General features: G+C 37.1%; 18 protein-coding genes, 3 tRNA genes and 2 pseudogenes. 8 read left to right on the top strand and 15 right to left on the bottom strand.

Going from position 1 to position 25,539, the window contains the following annotated elements; all coding sequences use genetic code 11:
- Positions 1–67 precede the first annotated feature (67 nt).
- Positions 68–144 (bottom strand) — tRNA-His (locus MF1_RS01405).
- A gap of 133 nt (positions 145–277) precedes the next feature.
- On the bottom strand, positions 278–1,366 hold the full coding sequence (locus tag MF1_RS01400; protein ID WP_014923797.1) for a quinone-dependent dihydroorotate dehydrogenase: 1,089 nt from the start codon (positions 1,364–1,366) through the stop codon (positions 278–280).
- A 586-nt stretch (positions 1,367–1,952) separates the two neighbouring features.
- On the opposite strand from MF1_RS01400, the gene mscL reads away from it, so the two are divergent.
- Positions 1,953–2,366 (top strand): large conductance mechanosensitive channel protein MscL, encoded by a 414-nt coding sequence (gene mscL / locus MF1_RS01395; protein WP_014923796.1) that lies wholly within the window; start codon positions 1,953–1,955, stop codon positions 2,364–2,366.
- 14 nt (positions 2,367–2,380) lie between these two features.
- On the opposite strand, the gene MF1_RS07135 is transcribed toward mscL, so the two are convergent.
- From MF1_RS07135 to MF1_RS01380, 3 genes are all read right to left on the bottom strand, one after another.
- Positions 2,381–3,688, bottom strand: coding sequence for a PAS domain-containing sensor histidine kinase (locus MF1_RS07135; protein WP_174235346.1), 1,308 nt, complete (start codon positions 3,686–3,688; stop codon positions 2,381–2,383).
- 141 nt (positions 3,689–3,829) lie between these two features.
- Positions 3,830–4,636 carry a PAS domain-containing protein gene (locus MF1_RS07130; protein WP_161510299.1) on the bottom strand — a complete coding sequence of 269 codons (807 nt, stop codon included), beginning with the start codon at positions 4,634–4,636 and terminating at the stop codon, positions 3,830–3,832.
- A 182-nt stretch (positions 4,637–4,818) separates the two neighbouring features.
- Positions 4,819–7,377: a DNA translocase FtsK gene (locus tag MF1_RS01380; RefSeq protein ID WP_161510298.1), complete on the bottom strand. Its 2,559-nt coding sequence runs from the start codon at positions 7,375–7,377 to the stop codon at positions 4,819–4,821.
- Positions 7,378–7,826: 449 nt separating this feature from the next.
- Here MF1_RS01380 and MF1_RS01375 point away from each other — a divergent pair, with 449 nt between their 5' ends.
- From MF1_RS01375 to rpoH, 3 genes are all read left to right on the top strand, one after another.
- A complete protein-coding gene (locus MF1_RS01375) occupies positions 7,827–9,257 on the top strand; it encodes an aldehyde dehydrogenase family protein (protein ID WP_014923792.1) in 1,431 nt (476 codons plus the stop codon).
- Positions 9,258–9,288: 31 nt separating this feature from the next.
- Positions 9,289–10,293, top strand: a complete 1,005-nt coding sequence (locus MF1_RS01370) for an RluA family pseudouridine synthase (protein WP_014923791.1) — start codon at positions 9,289–9,291, stop codon at positions 10,291–10,293.
- A 147-nt stretch (positions 10,294–10,440) separates the two neighbouring features.
- Positions 10,441–11,325 (top strand): RNA polymerase sigma factor RpoH, encoded by an 885-nt coding sequence (rpoH, locus tag MF1_RS01365; protein ID WP_014923790.1) that lies wholly within the window; start codon positions 10,441–10,443, stop codon positions 11,323–11,325.
- 145 nt (positions 11,326–11,470) lie between these two features.
- Here the strand turns inward: rpoH and MF1_RS01360 are convergent, their stop codons facing one another.
- The 3 genes from MF1_RS01360 to MF1_RS01350 all read right to left on the bottom strand — a co-directional run bounded on the left by MF1_RS01360 (position 11,471) and on the right by MF1_RS01350 (position 15,969).
- A complete protein-coding gene (locus tag MF1_RS01360; RefSeq protein WP_161510297.1) occupies positions 11,471–12,898 on the bottom strand; it encodes a hypothetical protein in 1,428 nt (475 codons plus the stop codon).
- A 240-nt stretch (positions 12,899–13,138) separates the two neighbouring features.
- The gene (locus tag MF1_RS01355; RefSeq protein ID WP_161510296.1) at positions 13,139–14,428 is read right to left on the bottom strand and encodes an adenylosuccinate synthase; all 1,290 of its coding nucleotides are present in this window, start codon (positions 14,426–14,428) and stop codon (positions 13,139–13,141) included.
- Positions 14,429–14,805: 377 nt separating this feature from the next.
- Positions 14,806–15,969: a phosphoserine transaminase gene (locus tag MF1_RS01350; protein ID WP_042995301.1), complete on the bottom strand. Its 1,164-nt coding sequence runs from the start codon at positions 15,967–15,969 to the stop codon at positions 14,806–14,808.
- A 402-nt stretch (positions 15,970–16,371) separates the two neighbouring features.
- On the opposite strand from MF1_RS01350, the gene MF1_RS01345 reads away from it, so the two are divergent.
- Positions 16,372–16,444, top strand: a tRNA-Phe gene (locus MF1_RS01345).
- A 102-nt stretch (positions 16,445–16,546) separates the two neighbouring features.
- Here MF1_RS01345 and MF1_RS01340 read toward each other — a convergent pair.
- Positions 16,547–16,896, bottom strand: a pseudogene (locus MF1_RS01340) (exocyst complex component 4).
- A gap of 267 nt (positions 16,897–17,163) precedes the next feature.
- Between MF1_RS01340 and MF1_RS01335 the strand changes: the two are divergent.
- Positions 17,164–17,460 carry a hypothetical protein gene (locus MF1_RS01335; RefSeq protein WP_161510295.1) on the top strand — a complete coding sequence of 99 codons (297 nt, stop codon included), beginning with the start codon at positions 17,164–17,166 and terminating at the stop codon, positions 17,458–17,460.
- A 267-nt stretch (positions 17,461–17,727) separates the two neighbouring features.
- On the opposite strand, the pseudogene MF1_RS06750 reads toward MF1_RS01335, so the two are convergent.
- The 5 genes and pseudogenes from MF1_RS06750 to MF1_RS01315 form a co-directional block, all read right to left on the bottom strand.
- A pseudogene (locus MF1_RS06750) lies at positions 17,728–18,027 on the bottom strand (hypothetical protein); the annotation flags it as partial.
- Positions 18,028–19,520: 1,493 nt separating this feature from the next.
- The gene (locus MF1_RS01330; protein WP_161510294.1) at positions 19,521–20,075 is read right to left on the bottom strand and encodes a biotin transporter BioY; all 555 of its coding nucleotides are present in this window, start codon (positions 20,073–20,075) and stop codon (positions 19,521–19,523) included.
- 15 nt (positions 20,076–20,090) lie between these two features.
- Entirely contained in the window at positions 20,091–20,729 is a 639-nt protein-coding gene (locus MF1_RS01325) for an energy-coupling factor transporter transmembrane component T family protein (protein ID WP_161510293.1), read from the bottom strand.
- Positions 20,726–21,406 carry an energy-coupling factor ABC transporter ATP-binding protein gene (locus MF1_RS01320; protein WP_042995551.1) on the bottom strand — a complete coding sequence of 227 codons (681 nt, stop codon included), beginning with the start codon at positions 21,404–21,406 and terminating at the stop codon, positions 20,726–20,728. The genes MF1_RS01325 and MF1_RS01320 overlap by 4 nt, the downstream gene beginning before the upstream one ends.
- Before the next feature lie 41 nt (positions 21,407–21,447).
- Entirely contained in the window at positions 21,448–22,878 is a 1,431-nt protein-coding gene (locus MF1_RS01315) for an amino acid permease (RefSeq protein WP_161510292.1), read from the bottom strand.
- Positions 22,879–23,061: 183 nt separating this feature from the next.
- Between MF1_RS01315 and MF1_RS06745 the strand changes: the two genes are divergently transcribed.
- Entirely contained in the window at positions 23,062–23,382 is a 321-nt protein-coding gene (locus MF1_RS06745; protein WP_151244735.1) for a hypothetical protein, read from the top strand.
- Between the two features lie 1,315 nt (positions 23,383–24,697).
- Positions 24,698–24,770: transfer RNA gene (locus MF1_RS01305), tRNA-Thr, on the top strand.
- A 564-nt stretch (positions 24,771–25,334) separates the two neighbouring features.
- Here MF1_RS01305 and MF1_RS06740 read toward each other — a convergent pair.
- Positions 25,335–25,487 carry a hypothetical protein gene (locus tag MF1_RS06740; RefSeq protein WP_244614190.1) on the bottom strand — a complete coding sequence of 51 codons (153 nt, stop codon included), beginning with the start codon at positions 25,485–25,487 and terminating at the stop codon, positions 25,335–25,337.
- Positions 25,488–25,539 lie beyond the last annotated feature (52 nt).

Here is a 25,539-nt window from a genome sequence, read left to right as displayed (position 1 = left end):
ATCAAGGTAAAAGAGACCTTGCGATTTATTATAAGCTGTTCATCGTATCAAACATAGTGAAAAAAACTGGTACGGTTGGTGGGATTCGAACCTACGACCTCTGGTGCCACAAACCAGCGCTCTAACCAACTGAGCTACAACCGCATAAAGTAAATTGGATCAAACTGTTCACTCTTTCGTAAATACTTATTCTTCGCTCGTGTGACATAAGGAAGATCAGAAAAGTTTGCAAGCCCTTTAAAACAAATCATGCATTTTTTATCAAAAAAATAATTTATCATAAAGGAAGAGCGCGCTTTGCCCAATACTCAACACGATGATCACGATAAGTCTTTATGGTATCGACCCCATCTTGCTGCATAAACTGCAAAATCTCTTTCAAAATCGTTATGGCAAGGTCTGGGCCTTCATAAACTATCCCACTATACAACTGGATTAAGTCTGCACCAGCTTTAATTTTCTCTAAAGCTGTTTGTGCATCCTTTATGCCACCAACGCCGATTATCGCAATCTCCTTCCCTAATTTTTGACGCATCTTTGCAAGCACAATAGTAGACCGCTCGAAAAGTGGACACCCAGAAAGCCCCCCTTTCTCACCACTCAATTTACTATCCCTAAGGCCTTGCCGTGAAAGAGTGGTATTGGAAACAATGAGACCATCAAAATCAGATAATTTCATTTCTTCAGCCACATCATCCAATTCCTTTTCTGATAAATCGGGCGCAATTTTTAAAAAAATGGGAACAGAGAATCCATGCTTTTTCTTTTGTTCACGACGTGCTTGTGAAAGCGCATTCATCAAAAGATGCAAACTGTCACGCGCTTGTAAATCGCGTAAACCCGGGGTATTAGGCGAAGAAATATTAACCGTAAAATAATCAGCAATATCATAAAAACAAGTAATACCAGTGGCATAATCATCAATCTTATCGACCGTATCCTTATTGGCACCAATATTGATTCCTACAATACCAAGTTTTTTACACGCGCGAAGCCTGCTGTAAACAATGTGATGCCCATTATTATTAAAACCCATTCGATTAATAATCGCTTCATCTTCTCTCAAGCGAAAAAGCCGTGGTTTAGGATTTCCGACCTGAGGTTTTGGTGTAACAGTACCAATCTCAGTAAAACCAAATCCTAAATGAAAAATAGCTTCGACAACTTCTGCATTCTTATCAAAACCCGCAGCAAGACCGATAAAATTTTCAAACTCAAGACCTGCAACAGCCACACACAAACGCCTATCAACAACCTTACGATAACTGCTCAATCCACTTTTCAGCCCGACAATCGCTAAGCGGTGCGCATGCTCTGGATCCAACATAAATAAAGCAAAACGACCAATACAACGAAAAAAACTCATCAATCTCTCTCCACAACATGCAAAAAGTCCATTGCACCTCACGTAAATCCTTTAACACAAAAGATCGCTACCAAAGATGGCAATTGTCTAAATTAAGAACGTACTCCCTACTGCAAGAAAGTACATAATATAAACACCACTCATATTTATGTTTATGAACATTAAACAGAAAAAATCCTTGTACTATTGAAAAGACTGTCTTTTTTTCGCAATTCTTCAGATATTGAAAATTGAAACACTACAAATAAAAGCAATAGGTGTGGCCTGTAAAATATACCGCCTTTTTCAACACATTATCATAAAAATCTTGAACCTATTTCATAAATTAAGGATAGTTTTTCGTCTTTCGTGGAAAAGAAGATACAGTTTTTTATCAAAAAATATTAGTTTGAGTTTTATAAGACATTCGCGTATTAAGCCAAACAAAGTTCTTCGTTAAACTCTTTAACATATCATAACACTCTTATGAAAAATTTTTGATATTTGTAATATAATACTACAAGAAAGTAAAAAATTTCCCTTTCCTTTTTCATCAAAAGCGATAATTAAAGTTACCGTATGTCGCATATACAAAGGGGAAAATGCAATGCTTAAAGAGTTCAAAGAATTTGCCCTAAAAGGTAATATGATTGATCTCGCCATCGGTGTGATTATAGGGGGAGCTTTCGGTGGCTTAGTCAATTCAATTGTCAATGATATTCTTATGCCAATCATTGGCTTCATCACGGGTGGGATTGATTTTTCTAACATGTTTATTCAGCTTGCCGGTGAAAAACAAGCTACATTGAGTGCTGCCAAAACAGCCGGAGCGACCATTAGTTATGGTAACTTTATCACTTTACTTATCAATTTTCTCATCATTGCTTGGGTTCTTTTCTTATTCGTGAAAGGCATGAATAAAATCCGCCGCAAACAAGAAAAAGAGGAAAATTCAAAAAAAATGTCTCTGGAAGAACAACTCCTATCAGAAATCAGAGACCTGTTGGCCAAAAAAAATTAAATTTATGCATGGCCTCACCCATGAAACACAGGAAAAAACATTTCCACAGTTGTTCCATGATTAGGTTTTGAAAACAACAAAAATTGACCACCACTTTCTTCTACCATTGCTTTACATATCGGTAGTCCTAGACCAGTTCCGACAAAAACGCTGTCACCAGAGTGGCGGTCTTTGCGTTCTACCTGACCATAAGGTTGTAGAGCTTGCACAATCTCTTCGTCGCTCATCCCTACACCATTATCACTCACTGAAATCTTCACGCACTCTTTTTTACCATAAGAAACGTGAACAATAATTTGCCCACCTGATGGTGTAAAATGGATAGCATTGGAAAGGAGATTCCATATAATTTGCCGAAATATCTGTTGCGATACACAAATAAATGGTACATGAACCGGTGCAATAATGCGCATGATAATGCCATTATGATTCGCTTGTGTTTCAAGAAAAGCCATACTCGCACGTAAACAGGATATCACATCAAATGTTTCAGCTATAATGGGCGTATTGATCTGGTTCTTTGAGCCAGAATGATTTGCTTTCGAGCACTCTAGTAATTGATTCACCAGCGACAAGATATGTTTTCCAGATGAGATAATATCGCGTAAATATCCGCGATAACGCTCATTTTCAATCGAACCAAAACGGCCATCCCTCATAATTTCTGCAAAACCGATAAGAGCATTCAAAGGTGTCCGCATTTCATGAACAACTCCAACCATTTTATTTTCTTCTACCTTTTTCTCTAAGGACAGCATCACATCTGTCATATCGGACAGCATAACAGCATAACTATTTTGTTGTGCTAAAGATACAATCGTCATAGAAACGGTTATATTCTTAGAACTTTTCGTCACTAAATCAGCTATCTCACCGCGAGTAAAAACCTGATTTTTTCCTTTCACAGTAATCAACTTAAAATATTTCTCAATCAAAGATCGGCTTTGCAAAGTAAATAATGATGATAATGGTTGTCTCCGTAATTCATTTATTTCATAGCCAGTTAATGCTAAAACAGCGCGACTAACCGACTGAATGAAGCCCTGTTCATTCAACCACAAAATGCCATCAGTAGCTGTATCCAACAATGATAAAACCGCTGCCGGTTCTTTTATGAAAGCTTGTTCTATGATATTTCCAGACAATGTCTGTGCACATGGTAACTGAACCGCTGTTTCTTCAACCAAATGTGCCCCCGCTACCTCCAATTCGCCACGTAATCGCTCTGCAATCTCCCGAAAAGCTGAATGCTCTAGCTCCGAGAGACCCGATATTTTTGTATCCAGCTTTTCATCTCTTTTGTTTTGTACTTTTTCTTGCATCTTCAAAACACCAAAGCCACGAAACCCTTGAAGCCACTGTTGAACAGCAAAAATTGGCAAAGCAGATCATTCAACATCAAGCCACTCTAAACAACCATCAACAGGCTATTGAACGGTCTGTTCGCTCCAAGGATAACCGCTTCAATAACCGCTCAGTACTCGATACCGTTCACCATGAAATTGATTGGCAAGTTCACGAAAATGAGATCCTAAAATAGAGGAAGATAAAAAACCAAAAATTTCAGCTAATTCTTTTGAGACATCACAAAACCGGCCATTTTTATCCATTTTCCAAGTAAAACGTCGTGGCAAAAGTTCTGGTATAAAACGAAAAAGTTCTTGTTCATAGTTCAACTTCTCTTCTTTTAATAGCGCGCATAAAATCAAAAAACTTTCTGTTTTTACTGACAAGCGAATAATGCCAACTTGTGTATTGGCACCTCCTATGGATAAAATGGTTCTGACTGGCATCTCATTATCAATGGTCTGTAGTAGAATTTTGACCATTTCATCAATAAAACAAAAATGAGAGGAAGCCTCTAATCTCGTTGCATTTTCATCAATCACTGCAACAGATATTTTTGCATCATCCAAACAAGCAATAAGAGAAATAGCTTCTTCCCGGGAAGCTTCCAGAAAAAACGCTTTGCCTAAACCAAGAACATCAATAGAAATTACAGAAAATTCAGCACAGCGCTTTAAACTGCCTAACGCAACAGAACCTGCCCATTGAGCACACTTTAGGATCTTGTCGTGCTCCACTTGGTCAAAAAAAGACCGTTCTTGAATCATAGCAGCTAAAGAAGAAAAACCAAAAAAATACGCCTCAAAACCATTTGACCAAAGAATATTTCTACAATCAGAGGAAAGAACAAAAGCCATCTGTCCTCGAAGGAAAGCTTGTTTAATTTCTTCACATTCCAGATAATCTAAAAAAGGCAAAGGCATCTGTACCCCTTCTTTGTATCATCCTGTGCTACTTACCAGCAGCCTCAATACAAAATATCGTTTCGGCTCTAGCCACTCCCCATTTAATCTTTTTAATATTTTACAGTAAAAAAACAAGCAGGTGATAACATTCACTCTCATAAAATAATCAAGCATTAACCTTTAGAATAACCGCGTTCAGTTCACACATCTGGATCACCTTGATTATTATTGTTATAAACATTGAGCAAAATTTCACGTTTACCAACATGATTGGCAGCTCCGACAATGCCCTTTTCTTCCATCCGCTCAACGAGAGAAGCTGCCTTGTTATAACCAATTGCAAGCCGACGCTGAATGTAAGATGTCGAACATTTTTTATCACGCATGACAATTTTAACAGCTTGCATATAAAGTTCCTCCCCATCCTCACTAAGGCCTTCCGTCGCACCAATTCTCGCAACAGAGTCAGCAGATTCCACCTCTTTGTTATCGTCTTCACTATCTGTTATCGTTGCTAAATAATCAGGTTTTCCTTGTACTTTAAGATGTGCAACCACGGATTCAATTTCTTCGTCAGAAACAAAAGGCCCATGAACGCGTACAATGCGCCCACCACCAACCATATGAAGCATATCTCCCTGGCCTAAAAGCGTTTCAGCACCTTGTTCTCCCAAGATTGTACGACTGTCAATTTTTGATGTTACCTGAAAAGAAATACGCGTAGGAAAATTCGCCTTAATCGTACCCGTGATGACATCAACAGAAGGACGCTGTGTTGCCATAATAAGATGAATACCTGCCGCACGCGCCATTTGTGCTAAGCGCTGAATAGCATTCTCAATTTCTTTACCTGCCACCATCATGAGATCAGCCATTTCATCAACAATCACAACGATATAAGGAAGCTGCGTTAAATCCATTGCTTCTTCATGATAAAGCATTTCCCCACTTTCTTTATCAAAACCTGACTGTACAGTACACATGATTGTTTCGCCTTTTTGTGCTGCAAGTGCAACGCGTGCATTAAACCCATCAATATTACGCACACCTAACTTAGCCATTTTACGATAACGTTCTTCCATTTCACGAACCGCCCATTTTAAAGCTGTTACAGCTTTCTTTGGATCCGTCACAACAGGTGTTAAAAGATGTGGGATGCCATCATAAACAGAAAGTTCTAACATTTTAGGGTCAACCATGATCAAACGGCACTGCTTTGGTGTCATTCTATAAAGAATTGATAAAATCATTGTATTAATCGCAACAGATTTACCTGATCCTGTTGTTCCTGCAACCAATAAGTGAGGCATTTTCGCTAATTCTGCAATGACAGGCTTACCATTAATCCCTTTTCCCAAAGCAAGAGCTAATTTAAACTGGCTTTCACGAAAAGAATTTGATTGGATTAATTCCCGTAAATAAACGGTTTCACGAACAGCATTTGGCAACTCAATTCCAATAACATTGCGGCCAGGAATCACAGCAACGCGCGTAGAAATAGCAGACATAGAACGAGCAATATCATCAGAAAGATTAATGACCCGTGATGATTTTACTCCCGCTGCAGGCTCAAATTCGTACATTGTCACCACAGGTCCTGGATGAACATGGATAATTTCACCCTTAATTCCAAAATCTTCCAAAACACTTTCTAAAAGTCCAGCACCGCGCTCCAATGTTTCCTGTGGAATCATCGTGCCTTCATGGAAAACAGGCTCCTGCAATAAATCGATGGGAGGAAATCCATAACTGCCATAGTCAAGAGATTGAACGTTTGGCATAAAAGCAGAATCATAATTGCCTAACAACGCGCTAGCCGATTGCAATGTTTTGCCTTTTGCTTTCATCATAGACCAATCTTCTGAACTCTTCGCTACATCTTCTGTTATACAATCAGCAATATGGTTGGTATTTTTGGCTTCGATAGTAGTAGCCCTTACATCATCGCTTAACGTATGAGCAGACTCTTCAATAACAAGCTCAGAATGACACTTTTGAGCCTCTCTAATAGTATCACTCTTTGTATGTATCAAATCAGAAATTTGTTCAATTCTCCGACTACCCTCCGCGGGAGATTCTGATATAACGGAATCATAAAATTGTGGGAAACGGTATTCAAGCACACGATAAGGAGCAGTCATCGATTCATCAAAGGCAGAAACAGTATTCGATGCAACGTTATCGCTCGCAAAATTAACAGACGTTGCATCTTTTTCTGAAATTTTTGTGTTGACCTGCTCCAACATAAAGGGTTCACACTCAAAAAATGCGTTATCAGAAAGATGAAAAACAGGTGTTATTTTTTGCATCACATTATCTGCTTGTAATTTATGCTTCCCTGCATCCTCCTCAAGCGGCGTGCTAACAGTTTGCCGTGACAATTGCTCTAAAACCGTTGAATGACAAATTGACGCTTTATTTTCTATCGATCGAGAATTAATCACCCTTTTTGTCGATGGGGAATTTGTTGTTTTCTTGTTACAGTGTATAATGTTCGTGAGATTTTTTCGCTCTTGCTTCGTAAAAACTTTAAACTGTTTCGCAAAAACTGGATCTGTTTCTATGCGACGACGCAAAATCTCAACTTCTGGTGTTCGTGTAAAACGCACATTCTGCCCAAGCATAAATGCTTTTTTCCATATTTCCGGATAAGGAAATATTTCAGCAATCTTAGCAGATGAATTTCTTTCTGATTTACCTTGTGTACTCTCATCAGAAAAAGAAGATGTAGAAATAGATTTTGTTTTCGAATTATGCATGATACCCAACAAACTTATAGAAATGAGAACAATTGCCTCTTCAAAAAGAAAGAATGCATAGAGACTATAATACGAAGGTTAATAACCTTTTGCTGGCTGTCACTTTATTAACGAAAAAAAAGAATGCTATAATTCCTCTTAATGAGGCTTCCTCCACGCTTAATGCCATGGTATCATCCAGTTATACTTATTCATTTTAAAGAAAAATCTATGAGAAAAAATGACAGAAAAATTGCTAATACTTTTCTTTCTTTACCTCTTTCATACAAACGATTAGTAAATAATACAAAAATTTAGTATAAGCAGTACCTTTTCAACTCTCCATGCCTGGTTTTCATAAAAAAATCCAATTTCTTTACCTTCGAAAATTATCCTTGTTATCCTTGCAAAAAAAAGTCTCAAATAGAAGGTAACTCAACAACACAGAAATAAAAAATAGGGAGTGTATCATGTTTAATAAGCGGAAATTTTATATCAATGGTCTATGGGATGATCCAACCACTCCTCACGATTTACACGTCATTGACCCCTCGACAGAAGAAATTTGTGCTGTCATTAGTGTTGCCAGTACAAAAGACGCAGATAAAGCAATTAATGCTGCTAAAGCCGCTTTTCAAAATTGGAGAACAACCCTGCCTAATGAACGTCTTAGCTTCGTTGAAAAAATTTTAGAGATCTATGAAAAACGCTCGGAAGATATGGCAAAAACCATTTCAATGGAAATGGGAGCACCTATTGATATGGCTCTCAATGCACAGACTGCAACCGGCAGTTCCCATATTCGCAACTTTATCAAAGTTTATAAAGAGTTCACGTTCCAGGACGTTTTAGTAGAAGGAAATGAGCAATCGATTCTTCATTACGACCCTATCGGCGTCGTAGGATTGATTACTCCATGGAATTGGCCCATGAACCAAGTAACTCTTAAAGTTATCCCTGCTCTCTTAGCTGGCTGTACTATGGTCTTAAAACCCTCTGAAATTGCTCCTCTTTCTGCTATGCTCTTTGCTGAAATTTTAGATGAAGCTGCACTCCCAGCAGGCGTTTTTAATTTAATCAACGGTGATGGCGACAATGTCGGTTCTTACCTCACTGCTCATCCAGATTTGGAAATGATCAGTTTTACCGGATCAACCAGAGCAGGAAAAGATATTTCTAAAAATGCCAGCAGCACTTTAAAACGGGTCTGTCTGGAACTTGGAGGCAAAGGAGCTAACATCATCTTTGCTGATGCCGACACAAATGCTCTTCAACGCGGTGTACATCACTGCTTTTATAATAGTGGACAAAGCTGTAATGCACCAACACGTATGCTTGTGGAACAAGCCATCTATGACAAAGCCATCAGAATAGCTAAAGATATTGCCGAAAAAACAAAAGTGGGACCAGGCCACAAAACAGGAAATCATATTGGTCCCGTTGTTTCAAAACAACAATACGACAAAATTCAAGATCTTATCCAATCTGGAATTGATGAAGGTGCAACTCTTGTGGCAGGCGGAACTGGTTTACCGATAGGGATGGAACGCGGTTATTATGTACGCCCAACAGTCTTCGCCGATGTGAAACCTAATATGCGTATTTTCCGAGAAGAAATTTTTGGTCCAGTCCTCTCGATTCTTCCTTTTAATACAGAAAATGAAGCTGTAGCCTTAGCCAATGACACCGAATATGGTCTCACAAACTATATACAATCGCAAGATCGCAACAAATGCCGTCGTATCGCTGCACAAGTACGGTCTGGTATGGTAGAAGTTAACGGACATGAGTTACCCAGGGAGAGTTACTTTGGAGGTGTAAAATTTTCTGGACGTGCCCGTGAAGGCGGACAATGGGGAATTAAAGAATTTCTCGATACCAAAGCAATTTCATATTGGTAAAAAATCTTATTAAAAGCTTAATAGGAATCGTATGGTAACACAGCAAATAACGGATGAAGGTGCTCTTGGGCAACGACTTGATCAGTGGCTAGCCAAACAATATCATAATGCGCTATCACGTTCACGTTTGCAAGCCCTCATCCGTGAAGGTCATCTTAAAATTGATGGTCAATTAATACATGAGCCAAAAACAAAATTAAAACCCAACCAAATGATCGAATTAACAATACCTATCCTTCGGGATGCAAAACCTAGTGGTGAAGCTATTAAATTGGATATTCTCTTTGAAGATGATCATGTTATTGTCATCAATAAACAAGCTGGTCTCGTTGTTCATCCCGGAAATGGCAATTTGACAGGTACATTGGTTAATGCTCTGATCTACCACTGTGGCGATAGTTTATCTGGAATTGGTGGTGTTAAACGTCCTGGTATTGTTCATCGTCTCGATAAAAATACAACCGGAATCATGGTTGTCGCTAAAAATGACCTTGCTCACAAAAATCTCAGTGCCCAATTTTCTGACCACGGACGCACCAGCGCTTTAGATCGACGTTATCACGCCTTGATTTGGGGATCTCCCAATCGTAATGTTTGGAAAATTGATGCACCCCTTGGCCGTTCTCCCCATAACCGAACAAAGCAAGCTGTCATCTACAGCCAAAACCCTCATGCTCGTCACGCTGTTACCCATTTTTCTCTCCTAGAAAAATACGGGATATGCTCAGATAAAACATCTTTTGCTAGCCTTCTGGAATGTCGTCTGGAAACCGGACGTACCCACCAAATTCGTGTTCATATGGCCCATATCGGACATCCGCTCGTAGGTGATACTGTTTATGGAAACGCTTGTAAAACAAAATCAAATATGCTTAAACCTATCATTAAAAATGCAATTGATCAATTCAACCGACAAGCTCTCCACGCAGCCAGTCTTACCTTTGAACATCCCGCTACAGGTAAAATTATGTCTTTTTCTTCACCAATCCCTCAAGATATGGCTGAACTTATCAAGCATTTTAAAGAAATGAATTGAAACTTTTAGCCTTCTCATGATTTCACAATAAAATATCTCTCTTTGAACAAAATTGAGAATTATGGTAAGGTAAATGCGTAGAGGTATTTAATATCTGAAAATGGAATTTGCCTTATCAGGGAATTCATTGCAAAAGGAGGGTGCTGTATGGCCCATATAAATCTGCTATCAGTAACAACAGGTGACGGAGGATTGAATCGTTACCTGGAAGAAGTACGTCGCTTTCCAATACTTGAGCCAAAAGAAGAGTACATGTTAGCTCAACGTTATCGTCAACATAACGACCTAAAAGCTGCACATAGATTGGTAACCAGTCATCTACGTCTCGTAGCGAAAATCGCAATGGGATATCGCGGCTACGGACTACCCATTGGGGAAGTTATTTCAGAGGGCAATGTTGGACTTATGCAAGCTGTTAAACGTTTCGAACCAGAACGAGGTTTGCGTCTTGCAACCTATGCAATATGGTGGATTAAAGCATCAATCCAAGAATATGTATTGCGGTCTTGGAGTTTAGTAAAAATAGGGACAACCGCCAATCAAAAGCGCTTGTTTTTTAACCTTCGTAAGTTAAAAAGTAGGCTTCAAGTGCTTGACAAGGGTGATCTTAATGCAGAACAAGTAAAGGAAATTGCAACCCAACTGAATGTCACAGAAGATGAGGTTATATCGATGAACCGTCGACTTTGTGGTGACACTTCACTCAATGCACCTCTCCGAACACAAGAAGGTGAAAATAGCGAATGGCAGGATTGGTTGGTTGATGACTCCAACAATCAGGAACAAATTCTGATCGAGCAAAGTGAATTGGAAAATCGTCGTTCCATGCTAACATATGCCATGAGTAACTTAAATGAACGTGAAAAGCGTATATTCAAAGCACGTCGTTTAAGCGATAAGCCTTTGACGTTAGAAGAACTCTCAAGTGAATTTAACATTAGTCGCGAGCGTGTAAGACAAATTGAAATGCGTGCATTTGAAAAAGTACAAAATTCTATCAAAGCTTCTGCTTTATCCCAAAGTCAGATGTGAAATTCCCAAAGTTAAGTATTTGCACATTTAAAAACGGAGAAAGAGCTAGCATAAGTTGGCTCTTTGCTTTTGTATTAGGCTGTTAAGTACTTTTTGTGGTGAAAAAAATCTATTTATAGCCTTTCATTTCAGCCACATTGGGATTTTATTTTGTCTGATCAAGACCTGTTAACTTCTCTGTTTGCGCAAGCCATTGCCCAATAACTTCATTAAAAATAGATTTACCTGTTGGTCCTTTTGCGAAAGTTAATTCATTTATACGTCCATTTTTATCAGTCAGTACCAAACGCATCCAATCCAATTCTCGCATCAATTGTAGATTTCGGTTAAGAAATGGATGATTGCCACTCAATGCAACAAGAAAAAAATCATCGTCAATCTTCGCTGCAACAGCCCTTTTTAAAGCCTGTCCAACCGACTGTTCACTTGCTTTAAAAGTGACTGTTTGAACATTGCGTATAGCCTGACCTGAAAATTTATCAGAAAGAATAAAAATAAGATCCATAATATACGCAGCCGGAAAAGACAGATCAGTATTACGACGTAAAATTAACCGTAATGATAGCCCTTCATCTGGAATTGTTATATCACCTTGTATAGCCGATTCTTCTGGCCCCCCCTTCACGCTAGACTCCTTTATAAGCGTCCAACGTGCGTTCCCCGTTGCTACCTTTTCTGCATCATAATTCGTACGCGCTTGATAAAAGACAGCTTCACCTGGTTGTTCAATTGACTGCAAATTGCTGGTAACAACTGTTGAGATTCCTTCTTCATTCGAAGAATCTGCCGTTGGATTTAAACCAACATCAACTTCGCTCCCATCCTCTAATAAGCGTTGTGTTAACTTTCTTTTAACTGCTGGTGCCTTTGGTAATAGATGAGAAGCTTGAACATTTCCTCCCGACAACTGATGATCATTTAATACAAACACACGTACACCAATGAAATAAATACCAATAATTAACATGACAAAACTGGTAACAACAGCAGCACTTATCACAATACGCCTTTGCATCGACGATCGATTAGCACGACGCAAAGCCTGAGAAAAAATATGCGAAACAATGTGCGGATTATCCCCTTGCGAAGAAAGAGCTAAAGGAGAAGCCTTGAATGTATTGTTGTCAGCATCCTGAGAAGTTAAATAAGCCTCCATATTGACAAGCTCTGCATCTGGTATACCTGACTCAGAAGATTCACCAAATGCCTGGTTATCCTTTGAACTTGTGATAGAGCCCTGTCTGCTTTCCATTTTTACCACTGAAAACTCATTCCCTTGTGGCAAGATAGAATTTTGTATGTGTTTGTCATCTTCAGCTATACCTTTAGGATTCCATCCAATAACTGAAGAAAGCAATTCTTTTTCAACCGCTAAATATTCTTCTTCAACAGCTGCAATAGCACTTTGCAAAATCTTTTTTTGCTCATCTGCTATCGCTTTTGGTATTGTGGCTGCTGCAAATTGATGTTCTAGTGTTTCGATAGCTCGCTTATAAACCCGCTCACGCACTTGTGGTGTAACATTAATTTGCGCATCGATCGCTTTTTTTAAGATTCCAACGAAATCTACCATATCCTCTAAATCTTTCTCAAACTGAGAAGATAAACCCCAGCCGTAAGGTCAAAAATGCCATTATATTAGGCTTCTAAATTGATTGCCATTTATATTGATACAAGTATCGTTGTAGTTTAAATGAATATGGAAAATAAACAATGCTCTTTTGCACATTTCTCTTATTCGCTCTTAAGTTTTTATTCGTACTAAAAACATAGAGAAAAAATGAAAATCAATATGGAAACTAAAAGGTATTGATTAATCTGCAAAAGGATCAGTAACGAGGATAGTATCTTCACGCTCAGGACTGGTGGATAATAAAGCTACCTGTGCATTAATCAGTTTCTCAATATAGCGTATATATTTGACAGCCTGTGGCGGTAAATCTTCCCAACTCAATGCATGTGCTGTTGCTTCCTTCCAGCCTTCCAATGTCTCATATATAGGCATTACACGCGCTTGTGCTCCCATAGAAGAGGGCAAATAATTAATTCTTTTACCATCAAGCTCATAACCAATACAAATTTTAATTTCATCCAAACCATCCAAAACATCAAGCTTTGTCAATGCTATACCCTGAACACCGCAAATTGTTACCATCTGCCGTACTAAGACAGCATCAAACCATCCACATCGACGTTTCCGACCAGTCACAACGCCAAATTCTTTACCACGCATTCCAAGAAATTCACCAATATCATTTATCTGCTCTGTCGGGAATGGACCTTCTCCAACACGTGTTGTATAAGCTTTTGCAATACCCAAAACGTAATGAATTACACCAGGTCCTATACCTGAGCCAGTACATGCCTGTCCAGCAATTGTATTGGATGACGTCACATAAGGATAAGTACCGAAATCATTATCTAATAAAGCACCTTGCGCACCCTCAAAAAGAACATGCTTTCCCACCTGATAACTTTCATCTAAAAGACGCCACGTACAATCCATAAAGGGTAAAATTTCATCCGCTACTTGCATCAATTCATCATAAAGCGCTTGAGAATTAACCTCTGCAACGCCCATCCCACGACGTAAAGCATTGTGATGTGCCAAAAGCCGTTCAATCTTAGCCATAAGCGTATTAGTTTCCGCCAAGTCCATCACTCGGATAGCACGACGCCCCACCTTATCTTCATAAGCTGGACCAATACCACGTTTTGTCGTACCAATTTTTAAACCCGATAAACCGCTTTCCCGAGTTGCATCAAGATCGCGATGCAAAGAAAGAATCAATGGAGCATTTTCAGCAATACGCAAAATTTCCGGTGTAATTTTAACCCCCTGATCACGCAGTTTTTTTAATTCTGCTACAAAATGATGAGGATCAACTACAACACCATTACCGATAATTGATAACTTCCCACGAACTAAACCAGACGGTAAAAGCGATAATTTATAATTAACTCCATTAACAACCAATGTGTGACCTGCATTATGCCCTCCCTGATATCTCACCACGATATCTGCCCGCTCCGATAACCAATCTACAATTTTACCTTTGCCTTCATCGCCCCATTGTGTCCCGACAACTACTACATTGGCCATAATTTTCTCCGTCGCATTTGGTTAATTAAAACCAGCATTCAAAAACAAACGTTTCTTTATAACGAAACCTCAGAGAAAGTGCGACTCTTCATTTGAGTTTTTCCCAATCATCAGGTGATTAAATCTTCTGTATTACAATAACAAAGGAAAACAATACTAAGGATATAAAACATGTTTTCAAAAAGTAGAAGAATTTAGAGCTTTTGGTTATTGCCTTTGCCAATATCTGACAAATCATTCATACTACCCTCGTAATCTTTTACGTTCTCTATACAATATTTGAAGGTCATTCGTCTAAGACACAGGTGCGGAAGACCATCATGATTTCCCTTATTCTTTTTCTGGAAAAACCACTTTATAAAATCACCCACAATTTCTTAAAGTTGAGCTTTTTCAACCTGAAATGCCCATTCAAGCCATTGTGTTAAAATTTCAAGATCGGAAACCTCAATTGTTATACCTGTCCAAATCCGAAGACCTGGAGGAGCATCTCGGTACGAACCAATATCATACGCAACCCCTTCCTCATCAAGACGATTCACTAACGCTTTTATAAAAGATGTCCGCTTTTCAACATTCAAAGCAGTAATAACTGGATCGACAATATCTAAACAAACAGATGTATTAGAACGTATTTGAGGGTCTTTTGCCAAATATTCTAACCACGGTGTTTTGCGAACAAATGCATCAAGTACAGCAAAATTTTTATCAACTCGTGCCATCAATGCCCGCAAACCACCCAATGACTTTGCCCACTTCAATCCATCAAGATAATCTTCAACACATAGCAGAGAGGGCGTATTGATTGTTTCCCCCTTAAAAATATTTTCGTTCAATTTTCCACCTTTTGTAAGACAGAAAATCTGGGGTATGGGCCAAGCTGGAACATAACTTTCAAGCCGTTCAACAGCACGAGGACTTAAAATCAATATACCATGTGCAGCCTCACCTCCTAAAACTTTTTGCCATGAAAAAGTAACAACATCTAACTTTGAAAAATCAAGATTTTGTGCAAAAACTGCTGATGTTGCATCACAGATTGTCAATCCTACCCGCTTATCTGGAATGAAATCTGCATTAGGAACACGCACACCGGAAGTCGTTCCATTCCATGTAAAAACAACATCACGATCAAAATCCATTTGTGTTAAGTCTGGTAATTCGCCATAAGGAGCTTCAAAATGACGCACATCAGAAAGCTTTAATTGCTCAACAACATCTGCGATCCACCTTGAACCAAAGCTTTCCCACGCCGCCATATCGACACCACGTTCGCCTAATAAAGACCATAGAGACATTTCAACAGCACCAGTATCTGAAGCAGGAACAATCCCTATACGATAATCAGAAGGCACTTCAAGAACCTCACGGGTTAAATCAACGACCTCAGCAAGTCTTGATTTCGCTACTCTAGATCGATGTGAACGCCCAACTAATGCCTTTTTAAGGACTTCAAGATTCCATCCAGGCCGCTTGCTACAAGGTCCTGAAGAAAAATTAGGATTATTTGGACGACAACTTGGTTTTTTTAACATTATCATTGTTCTCCCCTTTCAAATGGCGTGCCTTTCTTTAAAGAAAAACGCCTTATTATTAAAGGCTGTGCCAATAGTCTCTTTAGACAAAGATCAAATATTCTCGACTTATTTCGTAAGCTTAAGATATGCGGGAACCTGTGTGAAAAATATTCCTCTCAATCATGCTTCATAGATTGATTCTTGAAAAAGATTTCCTCGTGTCATCACCACGATAAGAAAACACCTTGATAAGAAGACACTAACGTATCGCAATATACCTATCAAGTTTATTTGACGGAAAGAGCAATTATAATTGCCCAAAATACGGAAATAAAATTATAAAAAATCAATTATTTTTCTTTTGATGGCTGGACAGAGAAAATTTTAATGTTATAACCGCACACGTTTCACGTGTTTTGTGAAATTGCCCAGATAGCTCAGTTGGTAGAGCAGCGGACTGAAAATCCGCGTGTCCGTGGTTCGAATCCGCGTCTGGGCACCGTTTTCTTTTTTATTATGCATAACCTGTTATTTTTGTTAGCGTTTTTAAACATGAGGGATGCCTAAATAAAAGCGGGCAATAGAATTTTCAAACCTAGCTTTACAAAGCGCGTTCTTTTTTGCTAGCTTTTTCTAGAAATTGTTTGAATTTTGCTAAGTTCTGTTGTGAAAAATACTGCAAATTTCTAACAAACATGCCAAAAATTATTTTACAGCTCAATGAATCTGAAGGCTTTATGGTAAAATCCTTATGATAAGCATCTGCTTCTTTTCTCAATAGTGCTGCTGTCTCTTGACCTAAATCGTACAGCTCTATGATCTTGTCTTCCATTCCAAATGTACACACTTTTTCCCAATCTCTACAGAAGATAAAAACGTTATCAACACACCCAATTTAGAAGACATATCTAGAAGACATTCAGCCCAATCAATGCGAAGTTTGCGTAAAATTTTACCAAAAGTTTCTGTTCACAACTCTAGAATAAAAAAATCCGACGAATAATAATTGACCCCCGCAATACGTTGATCAATCGCAGCATCACGAGGAAAATCAATAATATCCTTCTGAAAACTCATCTCAGGATTTTTTTTACTTTATTTTTTCTTCGTGGATGATAATTGATAACCGCTTATGAAAAGATGCTTAAAGATTTTCGGCCATTGAAGATTTTTTTCTGATGTTAAGAGTAAATTCTGTTCTAAGATTGGATCCCCATTATGATAAGTCTTCAAAAATCTAATTCTATTAAGTACATTAAACATATTACAAACCTTTATCGTATTAAAGCTTTAAAAGACTTTTCTGAAATCAAAGCTGATAATCTCGGCGATTTTATTGAAAAGGAAAGAAACCTATCGCATGAGGATAATTGCTGGGTTTATGATCATACCCGAATTTATGAAAATTCAAAAGTATACAATGATAGTAAAGTTTGTTGTCAAGCTTATGGCAATGTTGTGGCTTTTGGCACGGCTTTCATCTTTCAGCTCCAAATTGGCTACATTTTGTTGTAATATACTTTGATGGGCTTAGCTGTGTAATGGTTAAGAGCGGTGATTGTTTGTCCAGCGGCTAGTCCTATGCCCTTTGTCCGAGCTTACCTGTAAAGATGATGGTGCCATTGCTGACAGGGGATTGAGGAAACAATCCCGCACAGGCAAAAAAAAGCAAGCATGTGAAGGTTGTTGCTCATCACCAGCAGAAAGACTTAAGGCTCATATTCCGATGTATTTTTATAGTCTTTTACAAAAATGCTTATTCAAGCGCTTCTTGAAACTTCACTGAGGGATGACAGCGCCAGGACAACAAATCGGAAGATTCTCTTCTTGAAAATTCTCAAGTTCCCTTCCGTTTATCTTTATCATGGAATCCTGCTTGAACCACGCAAGCATAAATTGTTGCTTTTAGATTGATACTTAACTTTTTTCTGAATCGATATCATAAGGAATTGACATTCCACATTCTAACAATGCTCTTCCTACCTCATAAAGTCTGCACCCCAGTTTCTCCCACCGATATAGCTCTCCTGAAAGAAGCTTGAAGAAATCACATCCAGCAATAGTTAACAGAACCATTCCCATTAAAAACTTCTAGCTAAAAAGCACGATCAGACTGAGAATCTTCACTTTCCATTTTTACCAGAAAACCTGCAAATTCATCTTAAACAAGCAACACTCTACGCAAATTTTTATTCAGCAGTTCACTCGGCTTTTCTACAAGCGCGTCATTCACAATGAAACGCGACATTGAAGTATCATACTTATCTTTGTCATCAACAATAGCATTCACCAAAATTGCACGCGTAACCTCACAATCACTGCTCGTTTAACTGTTGGAAAATTAATAGGATCAATTTGTGCAAAGTTAAAAAATAATTTTCTCAAACAAACTAGCGCCACCCTAATTGTTTCACGAGATCATCAAAATTGTTCTTCCTACATTGTAAAAAATTTGTGGCCTCACTATTATGATCATTTATGTTATTATTGCTTAACGTACTAGACATTTAAATTTGCAACACATACGATTTTATTCATATATGCGTGCACAATATCCACTTCTTACCTTGTTAATAAATCTAACTTTCTTCTCTCAACAAAATTTGAACATTCCCTAAAGCGATATTTACGTTTTTACTGTAGAAAGTAAGCTAAAAAACATTTATAATATATTTTTTTATCATTACTGAAATATGGAAAATAGGGAAGCGTATAAATATAGCCCTAATTTAGTGTACAACTGTCCCAACTTTTGAAACCAAAATCCTACACTTTTCCAAAATACAGTATGGTTACCTGGATGAACCGATATAATAACTTTATTCAATAAAGGATTCACCTGTTTACTAAAAAACAAACCTGTCTCAGAAACAGTATGAAAAATAATATCAGGTCTTGCTTTTTGAATAACTGTATGATCATTCGCTTTTACGACAGAGGAAAAACTTAAAACAATAGCGCATAGAGCAAAGAAATATTTTATATTCATATCTTTTTTATTTGTATAATTTATTTTTTTAATAATCTGTAATGAATTTAATATTAATAACATTTTGTTTTATATATCATAAAGGATATGATTGCAATAAGAATAAAAATATTTCCAAAATTTAGATATTAAAAAAGTATTTTATACATAAATAATATTACATTCTACGTGTTTATAAATAAATCACTTACTCCTATTTTTTAAATAAAATATGATCAGAGTACTAATTTTTATTTTTTCATTTTAACAAAAATTTTGCAAGTTTGTTCATAGAAAAATAATGGTTTATCTTCAAAATATCATCTGAATTTTTAATGATAATACCATTCCCAAGAAAGCATAAAAAATAAGTTATATTGCTTATCAATGTCATTTCCACACTTTTCATATCTCTTAGAATAGATATGAAGTTTACAGTACTTCTCTTCTTTTTGAAATGGTCACTTAGAAAATATATAAGAAGTTTCTTTATCCTCCATATTTCCTCTCCATTAAAGCGCAAATAAACAGGATAAAAACTTTACCATATTAGCTATTTTTACCTTCAGATGTACCGCAATACAAAACCTTATTCAAGATAAAAGAACTACCTTTTCTGTGATGAAATTAGGGAGACGGATTTTTTAACTGTAAGTGCTACAAAGGATGCAATCAGCACTTTTACACAATCACCAATCAGAAAACCTGATGAAGCTACTAAAACTTTCAGTAAAGAGATTTTAGTCATATACGCCGTCCATGAGATTCCAAAAGCATAGACAATCCCTATACCACCCACAGCATTTATCACAATTAATGTTATAAAATTTAACCGATGCCAAAACAATTCAACCATAAAGCCAATAAAAAATGCAGCAAATGGAAAACCTATCAGATAACCACTAGCAACCCCTGAAAAGACACCGATTCCACCACGACCACCAGACAATAAAGGTAATCCAATAGCAACAAGGACAAGGAAAAGAAGCGTTGCTAGAGCTCCTCTTTTTGCCCCAAGTATAGATCCGGCCAACATCGGCCCCATAGATTGAACTGTAATAGGAATCCCAAGAAGGAAAGGAAGAAAAATAGGCGGGAAAAGACCCAAAACTGCATAAATAGCAGCAAATAATGCAATATGTGTCAAATCTTTTGTATCCATTTGATGATTCTTTCATTACGAGCGATTTTTGTTATCGTTAGATACTGAATCAACAGTATCAGCATTATAAGAACGTGCCTCCAATGCCTCCGCAACTTCTGAAGCCATTCTCATGGTTCGTATAATTAAAGGTATTGCAAGAGCTGCAATGTTTGTATTAAATCCACGTACTCGCTGTGCCTCACGCACCTCATTGAACTTTTCACTCAAAAGAGGAATAAATCTGATCGTCATAGAGACAACCATACTCACTTTTAATGGATTTATACCAAAGCAACGAAAGGGCTGAAGCCCTGCTTCAATCGAAGCTATCATATCCGAAACTCTTGTTGTGAATGAAACAAGTAATGATAAAGAAAAAAGAATAATGAGGCGTAATATGACCTCAACACCGATAAGCCAATTAATAAAAATAGCTTGAAACACAAATATAAGGACTAAAAACAGTCCCATTGATTTAAACTGCTTTAACACAGTGCTAAAAGGAACCTTGGCAACTCTATAGAATAAGGCTACGAACAATAAAAGCAGTACCAGAATAGGTATAGATGAAACCATTAATATAGTCGTTCCACACACCGTAAAAAATAATAACTTAATACCTGGTTTCAGTTTATGGATAAACGTCTCCCCGGGAAGATATAAACCGATCATGACATCCTTCTTATATATTCCTTGATAGCAACCAAAGGCACATCATCAACAGCTATCTCCCCCTTATCAAAAACGAGTATTCTATCAAAATTTTTCAAAAATTCCAAATCATGTGATACAACGATCGCTGTTTGTGGTAATTCCTCTATAACTTGTGTAACACGGCGTTTATTTCGTAAATCAAGTAATGTCGTAGGCTCATCAAAAACAATATAGTCTGGCTTCATTGCTACTACACTAGAAATGGCAACGAGTTGTTTTTGTCCACCACTCAATAAATGAACTGCGTGATTTTTAAAGACCTGGAGATCATAACGCTGTAAAATTTCATCCACACGTTTCTTGATTTCATCCTTACTAAGGTTCAAATTTTTTAGACCAAAAGATAAATCTTCTTCCACTAACGGTAATACAATCTGATTGTCGGGATTTTGGAAAACAAATCCTACTTTACGCTTTACCGCCTTTGCATCGCGTTTTGTATCAAGCCCATCAACACTCACAAAACCATTTGATGGAAGTTGTAACCCATTAATAAGACGGACGAATGTACTTTTTCCAGAACCATTCGCACCAATCACTGCAATTCGTTTCTCAGTAAGCTGTACAGTAATATCCCTTAAAACGCACAAATCACCAAAGACCTGTGTGACCTTATCAAATTTTATGATTCCCAAGATCTCTTCCAATAACTCTCTTTATATTGCCTTTCCTATTGCTATCGCTTAAGTTTATAGCCTAAGAGCAAAAGTAAGCACCACAGAGGAATGATAATAACTGCCAAACTCATATCAGGCATCTGTGCAGGGATATATGATTCAACAGAGGATGCACTTATTCCTACCACATTGAACAGTTGAGCCATTAATCCATTTTTCCCAAAGCCACTTACAAACATAATGCAAAACAATGCAGCAAGAAAGCAGAGACAAAGATAGTTGGCGTAAGGATATAAAGCAAACGCATAAATAAATGCCCCTTTTCTGTCTTTATGTACTTTTCGAAACTTTAAATGAACAATAACAATAATAGACCAAGTAATAATTGCCGCTGCGTTCGCAAGAGCCATGATACGCATAAAACTATTATTGGGAACAAAAGCATTCACAACGATGATTATTGCAGTACAGATCGATGAAAAAAGGATAGCAACATAAGGAACGCGGGCAGCACTCAGTTTACTAAAAATATGTGGTGCATTTTTTTGTATAGCTAAACTATAAAGCATACGACCATTAGAATAAATGCCACTATTGTAAACTGAAATAGCAGCCATAATGACCACAAAATTCAAAATATGACCAGCTGCAGGAATTCCTATAATTTCAAAAATTTTTACAAAAGGGCTAACATCTTTTCCGATCATATTCCACGGACTTATCATCATAATAACGCTAATAGAACCAATATAAAAAATTACAATCCTCCACATAACTTTACGAATAGCGATTGGTATTGTTTTTTGTGGGTTTGATACCTCTCCAGCAGCAATACCAATAAGCTCTGTTCCACCGAAAGAAAACATCACCACGCAAGTGGCCAAAACAACTCCCATTGCACCATAAGGAAAAAAACCACCATGATCCCAAAGATGAGAAATACTCGCTTGATTCCCACCTATCTCAGTGACAATGAGAAAAATTCCAAAAACAATCATACCAACAACAGCAGCTACTTTAATCAAAGCCAAGCCAAATTCAAATTCTCCGTAAAAACGAACATTCAATAAATTGATCAATGTTACCAACAAAAGCACAATGAAAGATGACTTCCAGTGATCGATCAAAAGCCAATGATCAAGATAAAATCCGACAACTGTTAGTTCGGTCATACTGACAAGAATATAAAGAAACCAATAGTTCCAACCTGTTATAAAACCAGCTAAACTCCCCCAATATTTATAGGCAAAGAAGCTAAAAGCACCTGAAGTTGGTTCCTCTACTGACATCTCACCAAGCATTCGCATGATGAAATACATAATAAGTCCTCCAAAAAGATAAGCTAAAATGGTTGACGGACCAGCTAATCGTATCGATTCTGTTGATCCATAAAAAAGGCCTGTTCCAATAACTCCTCCCAAAGCAATCATTTGAACATGGCGATTTTGAAGGCTACGCTTCAATTTATTGTGTTTTTCGTCAAACAGCATATCTCATTACTCTGGTTGGATTTAACTTAAATTTTTATCGAGAAAACCAACCGTGATTTTCATATATTTTTTTCAAAAAAAAATCACAAAAAACGAACGTCAACTTATGTTTCTTATCACAATGCAACTAGTTGTCTTTCTCTACGTTATGTGAATGTTTCGTTAAAATGGTTAAGAAAAAATATGCTCCGTCATCTCCTTAAATTAATGGCTTTCATTTTCGTTACATTGACGATTATAGTCCTGGCCCTTGATAGCACGCATTCTGTAAGCGCCTCACATTGGACAACAACCCCTCTCAATAAAATGTTAGTAAACCTCCTCAAAACAGATATCTATGGACTTAATCAATCGATACGTAATATCATGCCACCTTTCTTATCCTCAATTTGTATTACTCTAACTTGTTTACCAGGATGGTCTATTTTAGGAGCTTTAGCAATAGGATTTTGTCTCTTGAATTACAAAAAACAAAAGCCTTTTCACAAAATCTCATATACGTAAGGGAAATACATTTGATATTAAGAGGATTCCTCTAAAATTCATTTGTGTCATCCATAACTGATACATTTTAGAGAATTTCATCTTATCAAAATAGCTTGAAAGTCATTTCGTTCATGGGCATAAATTAAGAGAACCTTATTATGAATCTAGATACCACCTCATGATTGCTATAAACTTATTACATCAACAATAAGCTTATTGGGGTCAATTAAAAGTATTTAGCCACTAGGGAGCTTCACCTGCAATCCCATCGGAGAGAAAAATTTGTACGGGAAGAAACGAACATGTTAAGGGGAGCTAAAATTGTCTATGGCTTCTAGTTTATCTGCTAAAAAAGCTTCTCTTTGTTTTTTCAGTACCGCACTTATATATAAAATGCACCCGAAATAACATCAGCGCTTTTATGGAAATTATGATAATATAGAATTTACAAAAACCATCGCACACTGCACGGACTAAACGAAAAAATCTGAACAGTGAACTGACTGTAATTGCTATAAAAGAGCATTTCGCACTATTGTAGTTCTGCTAAGCATTATAATCTTTGTAAAAACCAAGAAGCTTTACCGGAAAAAAATTTAAAAGCTTCAAGAAAAGCATCAAGCATTCCTATTCATGAAGGAATGACGTAACAATGTTTTCAGAGAAACTTTGTTCTTCTAAATCTGAAAATCGCCTCGTTAAGGCATTAATTTTTCTTAAATATTTCATCTAACCTTTTCCATTGATCAGTTACCATGAAAGAAATTTTTTTCTTGATACGCTAGCGCTCTATTTCTAGTTCTGTCAGCAGATTTTCATCCGACATAGTTCTCTGCTTATTCTATCTTAAATAAAAAAACGCGTCCAATTTTATCAAATTGTTTATTTTATCTTTATTCCTATAAGAATGAAAAATAGCTTTTCTAGAAAACAATTATCACACTAATTTATCTTCATATCATAAAGACTGATGACAGTTTTTTTATTCACCAAATAGGCTTATCAAAAAATTTCTCCCTTTTCGATTCCGAGAAAAAACGCAAATATCTTCATCTGTACAAAGATATCTTAACGCCACTTCCTATCCTTAAAGACGCGTTTTTATATCATCTCCAACGTTGAACGCAATCGTAAATGAAGAAGACATATTGGCAATTTCATAGTATAAAGATCAAAAAATCCTACTTTGCTGCTAATTTCCGCAACCCATTCATTTTACCTCAATGGCTGCAACATCTTATAAATTATCAAATAAATTGCATACTTGCTTTTGTACATTCTTTTAGCTATTACCGTCAAACTAACTTTGGTCTGCTCAATAGTATAAGCCTACGCCGCATTAGCTCAGTTGGTAGAGCACATCATTCGTAATGATGGGGTCGCTGGTTCGAACCCGGCATGCGGCACCGTTTTATTTGCTCAACATATCGAAATATATAGATTTTTTTCTTTAATAATCGGTGTAGCTTATATCAGGGTTTGTTTATTTTTTTCAAAGAGTTTTAAAGAGTTCTCAAAGGGTCTTCAAGGACCTTTTAAAAATCATTTAAAAACCCTTTAAAGAATATTTTTCTTTTTTTAGAAATTACAAATTGGTAACGATCAGTTCCTTAACCGAAATTGTATTATTTGAAGAGCAACATGGATAAAATGCTGTGATCTCTTGTATATGGCAATCAACTGAAAGTTTTTCGGACCTCTGGCACATCATTTCAAAGACAAAGGAAACTTTTCTTTTAGATGTGTAAGCATCATGGCCATTGCCTGATAATCCTCCCGCTTAACCAAATCCTTTCCGTAATAATCCTCAATACCCCCAATAAGGCAGGTCAAGATAAAAAAGGTGTTTAACCGGTCAGGGAATAAAATTAGACCAGTTTAAATGTTTAATGGTAACACCTGCTAAATAATGGTAAATATTTTAATAAGGCTTCAAGTTTGAAAGTATTAAACTGTGCACTCCAACTGATTTAAATTCCAATCGGACGATTGGTCACCTGACCACTAAAGCTTAACCCCTGCAAATATAAAAACTGGAAAGCCCACTCTAAATCAGTGAGAGTTTCTGGATCTTGCATGCGGAAATGTTGAAACTCTTCACAGCCACTAATCTGGAACTCCAACAATTCCATAAAAGGTTTAATGACGTTGCAATACCTGAAAAAAATTCACCGT

The organism is Bartonella quintana, from assembly GCF_009936175.1.
In the GTDB taxonomy this organism is placed as follows: domain Bacteria; phylum Pseudomonadota; class Alphaproteobacteria; order Rhizobiales; family Rhizobiaceae; genus Bartonella; species Bartonella quintana.
The sequence above is the reverse complement of the archived record's forward strand: the minus strand, read 5'-3'. Positions and strand labels throughout refer to the sequence as shown.

Bases quoted from the DNA above. Each gene is read 5' to 3' on its own strand.
- MF1_RS01400 (WP_014923797.1), bottom strand. From the start codon at position 1,366: ATGAGTTTTTTTCGTTGTATTGGTCGTTTTGCTTTATTTATGTTGGAT.
- mscL (WP_014923796.1), top strand. From the start codon at position 1,953: ATGCTTAAAGAGTTCAAAGAATTTGCCCTAAAAGGTAATATGATTGAT.
- MF1_RS07135 (WP_174235346.1), bottom strand. From the start codon at position 3,688: ATGCAAGAAAAAGTACAAAACAAAAGAGATGAAAAGCTGGATACAAAA.
- MF1_RS07130 (WP_161510299.1), bottom strand. From the start codon at position 4,636: ATGCCTTTGCCTTTTTTAGATTATCTGGAATGTGAAGAAATTAAACAA.
- MF1_RS01380 (WP_161510298.1), bottom strand. From the start codon at position 7,377: ATGCATAATTCGAAAACAAAATCTATTTCTACATCTTCTTTTTCTGAT.
- MF1_RS01375 (WP_014923792.1), top strand. From the start codon at position 7,827: ATGTTTAATAAGCGGAAATTTTATATCAATGGTCTATGGGATGATCCA.
- MF1_RS01370 (WP_014923791.1), top strand. From the start codon at position 9,289: ATGGTAACACAGCAAATAACGGATGAAGGTGCTCTTGGGCAACGACTT.
- rpoH (WP_014923790.1), top strand. From the start codon at position 10,441: ATGGCCCATATAAATCTGCTATCAGTAACAACAGGTGACGGAGGATTG.
- MF1_RS01360 (WP_161510297.1), bottom strand. From the start codon at position 12,898: ATGGTAGATTTCGTTGGAATCTTAAAAAAAGCGATCGATGCGCAAATT.
- MF1_RS01355 (WP_161510296.1), bottom strand. From the start codon at position 14,428: ATGGCCAATGTAGTAGTTGTCGGGACACAATGGGGCGATGAAGGCAAA.
- MF1_RS01350 (WP_042995301.1), bottom strand. From the start codon at position 15,969: ATGATAATGTTAAAAAAACCAAGTTGTCGTCCAAATAATCCTAATTTT.
- MF1_RS01335 (WP_161510295.1), top strand. From the start codon at position 17,164: ATGATAAGTCTTCAAAAATCTAATTCTATTAAGTACATTAAACATATT.
- MF1_RS01330 (WP_161510294.1), bottom strand. From the start codon at position 20,075: ATGGATACAAAAGATTTGACACATATTGCATTATTTGCTGCTATTTAT.
- MF1_RS01325 (WP_161510293.1), bottom strand. From the start codon at position 20,729: ATGATCGGTTTATATCTTCCCGGGGAGACGTTTATCCATAAACTGAAA.
- MF1_RS01315 (WP_161510292.1), bottom strand. From the start codon at position 22,878: ATGCTGTTTGACGAAAAACACAATAAATTGAAGCGTAGCCTTCAAAAT.
- MF1_RS06745 (WP_151244735.1), top strand. From the start codon at position 23,062: ATGCTCCGTCATCTCCTTAAATTAATGGCTTTCATTTTCGTTACATTG.